Consider the following 13,428-nt stretch of genomic DNA (forward strand, 5'->3'; position numbering starts at 1 on the left):
AGGAATATTGTGTTTTTAATATCAAGAGGAGCGGCTCTCCCCTTTTTGTTCCTTGGATTACTCCTGGGGATGATGGCATTGCCGGTGGCCTTCGCCCAATCATTAAATGTGGTCGATGTCAAAGTGGAGGGGAATAAGGCCGCTTCCCCCAGTATCATTCTTTCGGTAGCGGGAATAAAGAAGGGCGAACAGTTAACATCGACCACGACCCAGGAGGCGCTCAAAAGGCTCTATGGGCTGGGTTTTTTCAAAGATGTTGAGTTTGACGCCGAAGAGGTAACCGGAGGCATCATACTTAACATTAAAGTACGGGAGCTTCCGCAACTGGCCGGCCTGGAATTCAATGGAAACAAGGCCATCAAGTCAAAAAACCTGGAAGAAAAACTCAATCTCAAAGTCGGAGGATATCTTTCGTCCGGCGTCATTTTCGAGAAGAAGAATGCGATTTCCAATCTTTATGCCGAAAAAGGGTATTATCTCGTCAGAGTTGAAGATGAGTTGAAGTATTCAGGCGATTCCTCACAGGTTTATCTCAGCTATAAGATAGAGGAGAGCTTCAAGGTTAAAGTTGCCGGCGTGGTGCTGACAGGAAATGTGAGGGTCTCCTCGAAAGAGATTATCGGCAAGATGAAAAATCGTAAGAAGGGCTTTTTGCGCTCTTCCACTTTTGACAAGGATAAATACCCGGAGGATAAGGACAAAATCGCTGAATACCTGCACAAGCAGGGATATCTGGATGCTTATCTGAAAAGCGACTCCCTGGCCATTGATTCCGCCGCCAACATGGTAACCATTTATCTTGACATATATGAAGGGCCGCGCTACTATTTTGGCAAGACTGATTGGAAAGGAAATGAGATTTTCGACAAAAAAGCTCTTTCGAGTGTACTTAAATATCGCGAAGGCCAGGTTTTTGACCTGGATAAATTCGATAAGTCGACATACGAGATTTATTTCCTATATCAGGAAAAGGGTTATCTGCATGTCCGGGCTGTTGACGATCGCAAAACCCGCGACTCGCTCATTGACGTGACTTTCGATATTGTCGAAGGGCTTCCCTCCAAAGTCAATCTGGTCAAAATAACCGGCAACACCAAGACCAAAGAGAAGGTCATCCGGCGCGAGATTTCGATGTCGCCGGGGCAGGTTTTCCACCGCTCCCTTCTGATCCGCTCGGTCCGCGATATTATGCAATTGAATTATTTTGCCAATGTGACGCCCGATATATCGGATCTCCCCTCGGGAGATGTTGACCTCCTGATCAAGGTTGACGAGAAACCGACCGGGCAGATTTCGGCCGGAGGCGGTTATTCCGGCCAGGACAAATTTGTCGGCACCATCAGCCTGGGCATTCCTAATTTCCGGGGAATGGGTCAAAGTTTATCATTTAATATTGATATTGGAAGCCGTCTCAACTCTTATACCATATCTTTTACGGAACCGTGGATGTTTTCCACGCCGACGCCGGTTGGCGTCGATCTGTACTATACGAATCGCCGATGGTATGATGACTATACCGAAGGTCGGCGCGGAGGGTCATTGCGTATCGGGCGAAGGCTTAAATGGCCCGATAACTATTTCCGTGTCTATGCCCGGTATCGTTTGGAAGGTGACCGTTTCAGCGATTTCAGCGATCTCTACGGTCAGGCGTACAGCGTGATCGATTCGATCAAATACTATATAAGGACTGATAATAGCCGGAAATACGAATATCATTACGGTAAACTTCTTGCAGGCTCACTAAGGGATTATGGTGAGAAATGGTTCAGCGCGTCCGGGCTGGAGTTGTCGATTGTGAGAGACAGCCGCAATCTTCCCGAGTTTGCCACTTCAGGTTCAATATTATCCTATACATTTGAGAACACCGGCGACTGGCTCGGAGGATATTGGCAATATCAGAGGCATAAAATAGAAGTATCCAAATTTATTCCTATCTTCTGGAAAGTGGCACTGGCCAGTAAATTGACATACGGTTTTATCACTTCTCCCGCGGGAGACGACAGGATTTTGGAATCAGATCGTTTTTCACCGGGCGGAACCCAGTATGAAGGAGTGGTCCGCGGTTATGATGATGCCTCGTTGACTCCGGACAGCGTAACGAGCAAGATACTCAACTATAGTCAGTACGCTGATTCCAATCTCACTATACCTTTGAACAATTCATATTTTGACACTGCTTACAGCTACAGCAAAGTACGGGGCAAGTACATGCTGGTCGGGAACTTTGAGCTCCAGATACCGGTAGTCGAAAATCAGCTATATACTCTTCTTTTCTTTGATCTGGGGAATTCATGGATGCGTCGAAACGATATCAAATTCAAAGATCTTTATAAAGGAGTTGGAATTGGTTTCCGGCTCGTTGTTCCGGGGATTGGGACTCTCGGATTTGATTTTGGTTACCCGCTGGATGAAAAGCGCGGTCAGAAGAAATCCTGGCACCCTCATTTCCAGGCGGGTACTATTTTCAGATAGGCCAAGGCGCAGAATAAAAATACAAATAAGGAGCATTATAATGAAAGGCAAAGATTCAATTCTGTTGGCGATGCTTTTTGCTGGGGCCATGATAGGAATATCCTCCACGGCGATGGCGCAAATCGGTAAATTCGGCTATGTCGATTCCGACAAGATATTCTCCGAGTTTAAAGAGTGGTCCAAAGCTCAGGAGGAATTCAATACCGAATACAAGGCGTGGGATGATAAAGCCAAGGAAATGCAGAAAGAGCTTGAAGATATGATTGCTGATTATGATAAGCAGAAACTCATCCTTTCGCCGGAAAAGAAAAAAGAGCGCGAGACGGCTATCGATACCAAGCGGCAAGCCCTGGATACATTTACCAAGGAAATATTCGGTCCCGCCGGAACGGCTGAAAGAAAGAATAGCGAACTGGTCAAGCCGCTGCTCGAGAAGATCAACGCCGCCATCGAACGGGTGGCCACTGAAGGAAACTACGATTTCGTTTTCAATTCGACCGGGCTGGCCTACGCCAAGAAGGATTATGACATCACGATCAAGGTCTTGGGTGTTCTTGAAGGCGAATGAGCTTCTGGTGAATGACCTTGGGCATCAGGCTTAAAACGCTGGCTGAAATATCGGGCGGTATATTATCCGGCAATGGTGAAATTGAAATCGCTTCCGCCGCCCCCATCGAGACCGCCTGTGCCGGCCAGATCACATTTGTAGCCAACAAGAAGTATCAGAGATTCCTCGCGACGACCGCCGCCTCGGCGGTCGTTTTGGCTGATGATGTCACTTTTGACCGCATACCGGTCATTCATCACAAAAACCCCTACTTGGCATTCGCGCTCATACTCGATGCCCTTTATCCCCCGGAAGAGCCAATCCTCAAAGGAATTGACCCGAGCGCAATAATCGCGGCCAGCGCAAAAATCGGCGGCAATTACTCTATCGGTGCTCTGAGCTTTGTAGGCGAAGATACTCTTATCGGCGAAAATGCCTTTATCGCCCCGCAGGTTCATATCGGCAACAGGGTCAAAATCGGCCATGATTGCCGGCTTTATCCCGGGGTGATTCTTCTGGATGACACCAAATTAGGCAATAATGTTATTATCCATGGCGGCACAGTTGTCGGCGCCGACGGATTCGGATACGCACGCCATGAGAGAGGCATCAAGAAAGTCAAGCAGGTCGGCTGGGTGGAAATTGACTCCGAGGTCGAAATCGGGGCCAATTGCACTATCGACCGGGGTGCCCTTGGTCCGACAAAAATCGGACGCGGGTGCAAAATCGACAACCTGGTGCAGATAGCGCACAATGTTGAATTAGGCGAGAATTGCATCATTGTCTCTCAGGTCGGCATCTCCGGCTCGACCAGACTGGGGAACGGTGTTATTCTGGCCGGGCAGGTCGGTCTGGTGGGACATATCGAGTTGGGTGATGGCGTCATGGTCGGCGCTCAATCGGGGGTAAGCCACAGTATTCCCGCCGGGAAATCCTATTTCGGCTATCCTGCCCGCGAAATAATGAGCACGAAACGTATCGAGGCCTGTTTGAGCCGCCTGCCGGAGTTATTCAGACGGGTGCGAGAACTGGAAGAAAAGAAATAGCTTCTAGGGGTGCCGAGTGTAAAGTCAGGAAATCCTTCGATAACTCCGAATATATCCTTAATGCTGTAATCGAGAAGAAAAAGATACCATATTCTCGCAAATGCGGGTCTCTTTTTGCCGAAGTTTTTCTCGCGGCACCATGAGCTTTCATGGCATTGGGGGCATTTGAGCAATTTCTTATCCGGAAAATGAGGGGAAATAAAGTCAGTCAAAGCAGAAATAACGAAAAGGTGTCCGCATTTGTAACAAAGGTAAGCGCTATTTTCGGCGTGCCAGCGGACAAAAAAGTATAATCCAATTCCTACGACAATGAGCCAGAGAATAATTCCGGCCAGCCAGAAGATAATTACAAACACCCCCCCAGCCAGCGCAATGACATAGAGAACGATTAATTGCCGCTTTCTTGATTGTCCCGATGAGATGCCCATATTTCAGTCTGTGCAACCAAATCCACCATGAAATGAAGAGGGGCAGGCGACCGGCCTAACCCTTCCCAATTTCGGCACCAAGATGAATTACTAGAACGGCAGGTCTTCGTCTTCCGAGCCTAAATCATTTACCGGTGGGGCTTCGGTCTGCGCATCAGCTCTCGGCGGCACTTCGGCTGCCTCGCGGCTGCCCAGAAACTGAACTCTCTGGGCCACAATTTCGGTGGTATACCGCTTGTTTCCTTCCTTATCCTCCCACGACCGCGTTTGAATCCTGCCCTCTATATAGACCTGTCTTCCTTTGGCAAGATATTCTTTAACCATCTCGGCCATCCGACCCCAGACGATGATATTATGCCACTCGGTTCGATCCTGAAGGACTCCGCTTTTGTCTTTCCATTTCTCCGATGTCGCCAAGGAAAACGAGGCCACTGCCTGTCCTCCCGGGGTATAACGAAGTTCCGGGTCCTTGCCCAGATTGCCGATAAGAATAGCCTTATTGATTCCGGCCATAAAAGATACCTTCCTTCTGCTTTAAGATTATTGCGCCCAATATAAAAGCCCTGTCTTCCCCTGTCAATAACATATCACTTATACCATCTTTTTTGCTTGTTGTCAATCACAGGGCGTATTATCTTTTCTGACATTCAGAAAGCGGAAATATGGAATTATTGCGTCTAAATGAAAAGGAAGTCGCCGGCCGGCTGGAACAATTTCTGGCTCTGAAGCTGCGCGAATCGGGCCTGGCGGGATATATTGTAGGCCTTTCCGGCGGGATTGACTCTTCCCTATCGGCGGCGATTGGGGTCAGGGCGGTCGGCGTCACGAAAATTCTGGGCCTGATTTTGCCTTACGCCCGCTCCTCTCATCAATCCGAAAAAGATGCTCTCGAATTTGCCGCCCAATACGAAATAAAGACGGAGAAGGTGGAAATCACGCCGATGATTGACGCCTATATTGGAGATATTCGGAAAATAGACCCGGTTCGGGCCGGTAACAAAATGGCCCGGGAGAGGATGTCGATTCTTTTCGACAAGGCTTTCGAGTATCACCTCCTTGTTCTCGGGACATCCAATCGAACCGAAATTTCTCTGGGTTATGGGACCTGGTATGGCGACGTAGCCTGTTCCGTGAATCCAATCGGCATGCTTTATAAGTCCCAGGTCAGGCAGTTAGCGCGCCATTATGAAATATCCGAGGCAATATTGACCAAGCCTCCCACCGCCGACCTCTGGCCCGGGCAGACCGACGAAGGTGAGCTCGGTCTTGAATATGACCGGGTGGACAATCTGCTGTTCATGATGATAGATCGCGGCATTACCGACCGTAAAAAGCTGAATGCGGCCGGGTTTGATGACCGTTTCATCGATCGGGCGGTCACTCTTTTGAATAGATCATATTTCAAGCGGCATCTTCCGGAAATCGCTGATACTGGCTTGAAGCCGATTCCGGATAAAATTATTATCTTCTGATTCCGATGGAATCTAATAATCATATTCCGGGTAAACTTTTTCTGGTTCCCACGCCCATTGGCAATTTGGGAGACATAACAGCCCGTGCGCTGGAAGTTCTGGCATCATCAGAAATTATCGCCTGTGAAGATACCCGTCTTTCAGGACGGCTTCTCGCCCACTTTTGCCTGAAAAAGAGACTTATCAGCTATCACGATTTCAATGAACAGGCCCGCTTGCCGATGCTCCTGAAAATTCTTCAGGAAGGAGGAGATGTCTCGGTGATTACCGATGCCGGCTCTCCCGGCCTTTCCGACCCGGCTTATCGCATCATACGAGCCGCCATCGATAATAATATCACGGTTTCTCCCCTGCCGGGCGCTAATGCCCTCCTTCCCGCTCTCACCGGCTCCGGCCTGCCGCTCGATCGTTTCTTTTTCGAGGGCTTTTTGCCAAATAAATCGGGCGCCAGAAAAAATCGACTTGAAAAGCTTAAGGAGCTAGAACATACTCTTATCTTTTATGAGTCACCGTTTCGAATCGAGCGAACAGTTGAAGATGTCCGGGTGATTCTGGGCGACAGACAGGCCTGTGTGGCGCGCGAAATATCGAAAATTTATGAGGAATTCATACGAGGAAGTCTTTCGGAAATTTCATCGAGATTGCAGTCCAAGAAAATTAAAGGCGAGATAGTGCTGTTAGTGGCAGGGGCGGATAAGAAAAAGGGGAAAGAAGATGACTAAAAAAGCCATTTATCCGTTCGATATCGCCATAATCGCATATATGATGCTTCTCTCGGGATTGATTCTGATATTCGGACGACCGCTCTCGGGATATTATGACGAACTGCTTATAAACGCCGCCGTTGTAATATTAGTCATCCTGATAGTGCAATTTCTTAATCATAGCGGGAATCGTCTTGTCCTCTTCTTCCGCATCCTTTATCCCGGATTGCTTTTTACCCTATTTTATGAACAGACCGGCGGGTTGATGAAATTAATCTTCCCGGATTTTCTTGACCGTCAGCTGATCGCTTTTGAATCCACGATTTTCGGGATTGATCCGAGCCTCTGGCTGGATAAGAATTTTATCAATATCTGGTTGACCGAGATCCTGAGTTTCTGCTATTTTTCCTATTATACCATGCTGCCGATTTTTCTTCTCGGTATGTTCCTGCTGAAACGATATGATATTATCAAGCCGGCTTTAACCGCCATCTGCCTGACTTTCTTTGTTTCATACTTTCTATTCCTTCTCTATCCTATCGAGGGACCGCGCTGGTATCTTGCCGGGCAGTACACCCATGCAATCAAGGGCATCATTTTCCGGCCCCTCGTGGATATAGCCATCAACAAAGGCGCGGTGCACGGCGGCTGCATGCCCTCATCGCATGTCGCGGTGGCGCTGGTGATGATGTATTACACTGTGCGGGCTTATCCCAGGACAGCCTTCTTCTTAGTAACGATAAATATCGGGCTGGCGTTGGGGACAGTTTATGGACGTTTTCATTATGTCTCCGATGTGGTGGTCGGCGCCATAATCGGTACTGCCATGATTTATCTGACCATGAAATATTATCATAGATTCGACCGAACAATTCTTCGTAATGAGAATATCAAGAAGGAAGCGATAAGTTATGTTTCCTGAACTTTTCAAAATCGGCCCCATCGCGATAAGAGGATATGGCCTGATGCTGACCTTTTCCTTTCTGCTGGGATTATACTATGTGTACAGGACATCTCAGAAAAGGAAACTTGATTTTGAACCTCTTCTGACCATCGCCTATATTATGATATTCGGAGGCGTTATCGGGGCCCGCCTGTTTTATGTCCTTTTCCATCTTGATGAGTTCAAGAACGACTGGCTTGCCTCGATAAATCCCTTTCACGCGGGGCAATTCGGAATCGCCGGGTTGAATCTATATGGCGGTATTCTCACTGCCATTGTTCTTACTCTCTCTTATGTTCGCTGGAAGAGACTGCCGCTACTATCGACATTCGATCTATTCGCCCCGACTGTCGCCCTGGGATTGATCTTCACACGCCTGGGATGCTTTCTCAATGGCTGTTGTTTTGGCACCCCGACTAACCTTCCCTGGGGGGTTGTTTTTCCCCCTGACTCAATTCCCTTTTATGTTTTTGGAGCGGAGAATCTCCACCCTGCACAATTATATAGTTCTCTCTACGGTCTGCTCCTGTTTCTGTTGCTGCACTGGCGCCTGAAACACAGGCAATTCGATGGCCAGGTAGTCAGCCTGCTTTTTATGGTGGAGGCTATTTTCCGGTATCTAATAGAATATATCCGGTACTATGAGGCGGAAATGACCTTCGCCTTTTTGGGCATGAAACCGACCTATAATCAAGTCATTTCAATCATGCTCTTTGTGGCCGGTCTGATGATTTACATCACGCAGTACCTCAGGAATCGAGCCGTGGCGCGGAATATCACCCGATGAAATCACAGCGTGCCGGAGATCTGTCTGCTCTGGCCTGCGCTGTCGCCTGCGGTCTGGGGAATATTCCCGCCAAAGGGGCGCTCGAGCGCATCAGCCCGGAATTATTCAATTTCTATATGTTTCTTTTTGCGTGGATATTTTCATCGGTGCCGCTCTTACGTAAACGTGAACGGGATGAAATCCGGCAGGTCAATGTCAAGATATTGGGGCTGACTTTTTTTCTGGCCATTATCTTTGCAATGGCGATGTCTCTGAATATGACCGCCCTTAAGCTCATGGAACCGGCCACTGTCTCGTTTTTGTCCCGATTTGAGGTCGTATTAACCGTGGCGTTGGCTTATATGATACTGAAAGAGAAGTTACTTTTTATTGAGATTCTCGGCGGGGCGGTTGCACTGGGCGGCGTTTTCATTCTCAAATATGGAACCAATCTGACCATATCAAAGGGCGCCACCCTGATGGTGCTCTCTTCATTCTTCTTTGCCGGTGCCGAGATAATTATCAAGCACAATATTGCCCGGATCGGCACGGCCTCATTTCTTTTTTATCGCAATCTATTCCTGATTCCTATCTTCTATATAATAATCGTTTATAGAAAAGAGGCCTTCTTTCTACCCGGGATTGATATTCTTCTATTGACCATGGCGGCGGGGTTGCTTCTCCCCGTCCTGGCGCGGGCAACATATCAGATGGCCCTCAAGCGCATAAACATCTCGCGGGCGGCACTCATAACACAGGCGACACCGATCTGTACGGCACTCTTTGCCTTTCTGATATTAAGAACTTACCCGATGCCAGTTGAGTGGCTGGGGGGTGCGTTGATTATTGGAGGGGTTGTCGTCGTAAAATTGGCGGAAGATAGGTTCTCGCGCAAGACCAATTAGACTGCCGGATACAAACAGGAATTCGCCGCAGATAAACCGCTTCCCATCTATCTCAGAAAATGCAATAAGTTGAATTGCACCTATGGGCAATCGAGAGCCAGGCCATGCTTATAGAGGTAATTTATCAGATAAGTGATATCCTGGATATTCACAACCCCGATGCCGTTGACATTTGCGGCGTTCATAGGATTTGGAGCCGGGCCCCCTTTATAGAGAAAAGCTATAACAAAGGTAATGTCCTGGATGTTGACCAGGCCGTTCCCATTGGCATCGCCGCAAATAAAAGGATAAGTGCTTGAATTGAATAGTATGGTGACATTGTCCGAGCCGCCGTTGGCCACCGCCAGGTCTTTATCAGCGTCGCTATCAAGAGCCGCCAGTATAAGCGCACGGGGATATGTACCGACGGCGAAATTAATCGCCGGGCGAAAGGTTCCATCCCCTTTGTTTTCAAGGAAAGAGACACTATCGCAAGAGGCATCAGCCGCGACCAGTTCTCTGTCGCCGTCGCCATCGAGGTCGGCCGCTCCCACGGCACGAGGGCCAAAAGCAACTCCGTAGTTAACTGCAATTGCAAAGGTGCCGTCGCCATTATTCATCAGCACCGAAACATTGTCATCGGTATAATTAGCCACCGTTAAATCAATATCACCGTCATCATCGAGGTCGGCTGGAAAAACCGACAGAGGATTAGTTCCGACAGGATAATTGACGGCCGCCTGGAAAATCCCGTTGCCATTGTTTTTGAATATACTCACATTATTTGAGGAGTAATTGGCCACCGCCATGTCAATATCAAGGTCGCCATCAAGATCAGCGGCGGATACTTTTTGGGGATTGTCACCTGCCGGATAATTAACCGGAGTTTGAAAAGTCCCGTTGCCGTTGTTTAAGAGTATCGAAATATTGTCGGAATAACCATTGGCAGTAGCCAGGTCAAAATCACTATCACCGTCGAGATCGGCCGCCCAGACCGAATAGGGATTATCACCGGCGGCATAATCCACTTTGGGCAGAAACGTCCCATCGCCATTATTGATTAGAATGGATATATTATCGCTGCCGCCATTGGCCACGGCCAGGTCTTTGTCATTATCGCCATCGAAATCGGCGGCAAAAATGCCGTTAGGCCCAATCCCGGCCGGATAATTCACCGCGGCCTGGAAAATTCCCTCGCCATTGTTTTTCAATAACGAGACATTGCTGCTTGTGACCCCATTATTAGCCACCGCCAGATCGAAATCGCCGTCACCATCAAAGTCGGCTGCGGCGATGCCGCGGGGATTATCACCAACAGGGTAATCAACCCGACCGCCAAAGAACAGATTGAAACCGATAGCCGCGCCTGCGATGACAATAATGGTTGCCGCAAGCAGGAAACTTTTCATTGTTCTCAGACACTCCGCAATAGAAAAGTCGCAATTTGAAGTAGAGCTATCACTGGCTCTCAGGATGTCCTAAGCAGAGAAGCCATTTCGAATAGCGGACTTAACCCCAAAGCCGACTATTTCATTAATCCATAATAATATACTCAGACAGACCACATTTGTCAAGAAAGATGGGGCGCCCAATGGGTAACGCATTGACAAACAATAAAATAAGCAAACCGGTTGAATTGATGCTTCATCTTATAATGAGCTGAATCTGATGAGAGCTTCCTCTCTAATGAACTTCCAGCATCCGTTCCAGAGCTATCAGGGCGTAGGTTTTGGTGTCGTCGGGCACGGTAATAGGTCTGATTTCCTCAAAATTCTCCAGACAGTAGGCCAGATCATTGATAGTTGTTCGATACATATTGGCGCAAACCGCACAGGTCTGGCCGGAAAGCTCCAGTATTTTCAGTTCCGGATGTTTATGCGCCAGCCGATTAATGAGATTTATTTCAGTGCCAATGGCAATCACCGAACCGGGCGGCTGTGATTCCACATATTTGACGATGAAGCTGGTCGAGCCGGCGGCATCGGCCAGCGCCACCACCTCGTGAGGACACTCCGGATGAACAACAACCTTCACCTCCGGATATTTCTCGCGGGTTTTATGTACATGCTCGGCCTTGAAATTTGTATGGACATGGCAGTGACCTTTCCAGAGGATCACTCGTGCCTTATCAATCTGTTCCTCAGTCAAACCTCCTCTCTCGAGGGAGAAATCCCAGATGACCATATCCCCCGGCTTGAGGCCGAACTTTATGCCGGTATTATATCCCAGATGCTGGTCGGGGAAAAAGAAAAGCTTTTCGCGATGATCGAATCCATATTTGTAGGCGGCATCGGCATTGGAGGAAGTGCAGATCAGCCCGCCATGTCTTCCACAGAAGGCCTTAAGCCCGGCGGCGGAATTCATATAGGAAATCGGCATGATACGCTTGTCACCGCCCAGGTTCTCCAGCACCTCCCAGGCCTCGAAAACATCGGCCATTTCCGCCATATCGGCCATCGGGCAGCCAGCCAGGGGATTCGGCAGATAGACTTTCTGTTTCCCCTTGGATAATATATATGCCGCCTCGGCCATAAAATGCACGCCGCAGAAAAAGATATATTCAACATCATCCCGTGAGGCGGCGATTTTGGAAAGACCGTAGGAGTCACCGACCGCATCGCCCAATTCGACCACCTCGAGCCGTTGATAATGATGGGTCAGAATAATGGAACGTCCGCCCAATTTCGCCTTGGCGGCCAGAATCCGCTCCCTCAATTCCGGAGGAGTTGCTTCACGATACTCTTTGGGCAGAGCAAAATACATTTTTATCTCATCACCTTTCAATTCAACAATAATATACGTCGGATGGCAACCAAACGGCAATAAATCGGGCGGCTACAATTTATTAAGATCAGCTAAAATCTGAAAAGTCTTTTCCGTATCCGGCAGTTTATCGACTCCCAGAATATCTATATGATGTATGACACCTTTCTTATCAATAATGAAAACAACTCGATCACAGAATCCGTCTTCAGTGAGGACACCATATTCCCGGCCGACTTTACCATGCGGCCAGAAATCGGAAAGAAGCGGATAAGAAATACCGCCCAGCGATTTCTGCCAAGCCTGGTGGCAGGGAATGGTGTCGACTGAAATACCCAGAACCTGAGTATCCAGGCTTTCGAACCGCTTCAGGTCGCGGTCATAAGCCGGTATCTGATTGGTTCAGACCGGGGTCCAGTCCAGAGGATAGAAAGCGACCAGGACATTTTTTTTGCCTCTGAAACCGGACAGTTTGATTCTCCCCCCCAAATGTGATGGCAGATAAAAATCAGGCGCCATGTCACCTATTTTCAATTTCTTCTTAAACGGATTGAACATCGGATCTTTTCCCACGGTAATCAATTTTGAACTTTCGAAAACTGTTCTGATGCCGCCCCGCAAATAGGACAATGCCCGGGCGGTGCATTATCTATATGGACATATCTGCAATCGGCACAAATCCAGCGCATGGTTGCATTTCCTCCGGAAATTAATCCTCCATAGGGGCGCCAAAGTCGGAGGAAAACCAATGATAATTCCCGGCCATTGCTTCCTTTTCGGCCATCAGGATTTCATAATGACTATTCTCCTCCTCGGACAACTGATGCAAGATCTCGGCAAATTCTTTTTCGCCGATCGCTTCTTTTCCTTCTTTATAGAATCGGGTTGCAGCCAGTTCGGTTTCAATGGCTAGGCTAATATATTCCATCTCCGATTTAAAGATTTTGAGTTTTCCTTTATCGAACGCCTTGGCTAAGGGACCAATCCCCTGCGCCGGAAGAGCGCCGATCTCACCGCCGACATATTTGCGATAGAGATTTGTCAGCAGTGATTTGTGACGCTTCTCGTCGTCACGGAGATTCTCCAGCCGCCGTCTGGCCTCCGGATTGACCGCACGGTCGGCCAGAAGGTCATAAAAAGCAATGCCGTCTTCCTCCCCTTTAATAGCGTTTTTCAACAATGCTGCTTTATCTTTGAAAACATCTTTATCCATTCGATTTCTCCAGTTTTATTTCTATTTGGCTTTTCGCCCCTGAAACTTCTCCAGCTCCTTTTTCAATTTTTTGAGACGATTCATATCTTTATTGTGCTGTGCTTTATTCAGCAGTCCCCCGAAATGGTCATTGGCCAATTTTTTCTCCAGCTCCTGTATCTCTTTTTCCAATTTGATTTTCTCATCCATA

At 48.2% G+C, this 13,428-nt stretch carries 14 protein-coding genes; 8 read left to right on the forward strand and 6 right to left on the reverse strand.

All coding sequences use genetic code 11. The features are described from left to right. Positions 1–9: 9 nt before the first annotated feature. From bamA to lpxD, 3 genes are read left to right on the forward strand one after another with little or no spacing between them, the layout of a single operon-like run. Positions 10–2,472, forward strand: a complete 2,463-nt coding sequence (gene bamA, locus NT002_04725; protein MCX6828567.1) for an outer membrane protein assembly factor BamA — start codon at positions 10–12, stop codon at positions 2,470–2,472. A 40-nt stretch (positions 2,473–2,512) separates the two neighbouring features. Further along, positions 2,513–3,040: an OmpH family outer membrane protein gene (locus NT002_04730; GenBank protein ID MCX6828568.1), complete on the forward strand. Its 528-nt coding sequence runs from the start codon at positions 2,513–2,515 to the stop codon at positions 3,038–3,040. An 11-nt stretch (positions 3,041–3,051) separates the two neighbouring features. Then, positions 3,052–4,065, forward strand: a complete 1,014-nt coding sequence (gene lpxD, locus NT002_04735; GenBank protein ID MCX6828569.1) for a UDP-3-O-(3-hydroxymyristoyl)glucosamine N-acyltransferase — start codon at positions 3,052–3,054, stop codon at positions 4,063–4,065. A gap of 518 nt (positions 4,066–4,583) precedes the next feature. Here the strand turns inward: lpxD and NT002_04740 are convergent. After that, complete coding sequence (locus NT002_04740; protein ID MCX6828570.1) at positions 4,584–5,006, reverse strand: single-stranded DNA-binding protein; 423 nt, start codon at positions 5,004–5,006, stop codon at positions 4,584–4,586. Positions 5,007–5,155: 149 nt separating this feature from the next. Between NT002_04740 and NT002_04745 the strand changes: the two genes are divergently transcribed. From NT002_04745 to NT002_04765, 5 genes are read left to right on the forward strand one after another with little or no spacing between them, the layout of a single operon-like run. Further along, positions 5,156–5,965: an NAD+ synthase gene (locus NT002_04745; GenBank protein MCX6828571.1), complete on the forward strand. Its 810-nt coding sequence runs from the start codon at positions 5,156–5,158 to the stop codon at positions 5,963–5,965. A gap of 5 nt (positions 5,966–5,970) precedes the next feature. Further along, complete coding sequence (rsmI, locus tag NT002_04750; GenBank protein MCX6828572.1) at positions 5,971–6,687, forward strand: 16S rRNA (cytidine(1402)-2'-O)-methyltransferase; 717 nt, start codon at positions 5,971–5,973, stop codon at positions 6,685–6,687. After that, positions 6,680–7,591: a phosphatase PAP2 family protein gene (locus NT002_04755; protein MCX6828573.1), complete on the forward strand. Its 912-nt coding sequence runs from the start codon at positions 6,680–6,682 to the stop codon at positions 7,589–7,591. The genes rsmI and NT002_04755 overlap by 8 nt, the downstream gene beginning before the upstream one ends. Next, positions 7,581–8,399 carry a prolipoprotein diacylglyceryl transferase gene (gene lgt, locus NT002_04760; protein MCX6828574.1) on the forward strand — a complete coding sequence of 273 codons (819 nt, stop codon included), beginning with the start codon at positions 7,581–7,583 and terminating at the stop codon, positions 8,397–8,399. Before NT002_04755 ends, lgt begins: the two co-directional genes overlap by 11 nt. Beyond that, positions 8,396–9,283, forward strand: coding sequence for a DMT family transporter (locus NT002_04765; protein ID MCX6828575.1), 888 nt, complete (start codon positions 8,396–8,398; stop codon positions 9,281–9,283). Before lgt ends, NT002_04765 begins: the two co-directional genes overlap by 4 nt. Positions 9,284–9,363: 80 nt before the next feature. Here NT002_04765 and NT002_04770 read toward each other — a convergent pair whose 3' ends face one another. The 5 genes from NT002_04770 to NT002_04790 all read right to left on the reverse strand — a co-directional run bounded on the left by NT002_04770 (position 9,364) and on the right by NT002_04790 (position 13,427). Continuing rightward, on the reverse strand, positions 9,364–10,671 hold the full coding sequence (locus NT002_04770; protein MCX6828576.1) for an FG-GAP-like repeat-containing protein: 1,308 nt from the start codon (positions 10,669–10,671) through the stop codon (positions 9,364–9,366). A gap of 274 nt (positions 10,672–10,945) precedes the next feature. Further along, complete coding sequence (gene nadA, locus NT002_04775) at positions 10,946–12,025, reverse strand: quinolinate synthase NadA (GenBank protein MCX6828577.1); 1,080 nt, start codon at positions 12,023–12,025, stop codon at positions 10,946–10,948. 72 nt (positions 12,026–12,097) lie between these two features. Further along, positions 12,098–12,544, reverse strand: coding sequence for a redoxin domain-containing protein (locus tag NT002_04780; GenBank protein MCX6828578.1), 447 nt, complete (start codon positions 12,542–12,544; stop codon positions 12,098–12,100). 190 nt (positions 12,545–12,734) lie between these two features. Next, complete coding sequence (locus tag NT002_04785; protein ID MCX6828579.1) at positions 12,735–13,238, reverse strand: ferritin family protein; 504 nt, start codon at positions 13,236–13,238, stop codon at positions 12,735–12,737. Between the two features lie 21 nt (positions 13,239–13,259). Then, positions 13,260–13,427, reverse strand: a complete 168-nt coding sequence (locus tag NT002_04790) for a hypothetical protein (protein ID MCX6828580.1) — start codon at positions 13,425–13,427, stop codon at positions 13,260–13,262. Position 13,428 lies beyond the last annotated feature (1 nt).

This window comes from Candidatus Zixiibacteriota bacterium (assembly GCA_026397505.1).
Taxonomy (GTDB): Bacteria; Zixibacteria; MSB-5A5; order GN15; family PGXB01; genus JAPLUR01.

Coding starts and splice junctions, on each gene's coding strand:
- NT002_04745 (MCX6828571.1), top strand. CDS start 5,156: ATGGAATTATTGCGTCTAAATGAAAAGGAAGTCGCCGGCCGGCTGGAA.
- NT002_04770 (MCX6828576.1), bottom strand. CDS start 10,671: ATGAAAAGTTTCCTGCTTGCGGCAACCATTATTGTCATCGCAGGCGCG.
- NT002_04740 (MCX6828570.1), bottom strand. CDS start 5,006: ATGGCCGGAATCAATAAGGCTATTCTTATCGGCAATCTGGGCAAGGAC.
- nadA (MCX6828577.1), bottom strand. CDS start 12,025: ATGTATTTTGCTCTGCCCAAAGAGTATCGTGAAGCAACTCCTCCGGAA.
- lpxD (MCX6828569.1), top strand. CDS start 3,052: ATGACCTTGGGCATCAGGCTTAAAACGCTGGCTGAAATATCGGGCGGT.
- rsmI (MCX6828572.1), top strand. CDS start 5,971: ATGGAATCTAATAATCATATTCCGGGTAAACTTTTTCTGGTTCCCACG.
- NT002_04785 (MCX6828579.1), bottom strand. CDS start 13,238: ATGGATAAAGATGTTTTCAAAGATAAAGCAGCATTGTTGAAAAACGCT.
- NT002_04755 (MCX6828573.1), top strand. CDS start 6,680: ATGACTAAAAAAGCCATTTATCCGTTCGATATCGCCATAATCGCATAT.
- NT002_04730 (MCX6828568.1), top strand. CDS start 2,513: ATGAAAGGCAAAGATTCAATTCTGTTGGCGATGCTTTTTGCTGGGGCC.
- NT002_04765 (MCX6828575.1), top strand. CDS start 8,396: ATGAAATCACAGCGTGCCGGAGATCTGTCTGCTCTGGCCTGCGCTGTC.
- NT002_04790 (MCX6828580.1), bottom strand. CDS start 13,427: ATGGATGAGAAAATCAAATTGGAAAAAGAGATACAGGAGCTGGAGAAA.
- lgt (MCX6828574.1), top strand. CDS start 7,581: ATGTTTCCTGAACTTTTCAAAATCGGCCCCATCGCGATAAGAGGATAT.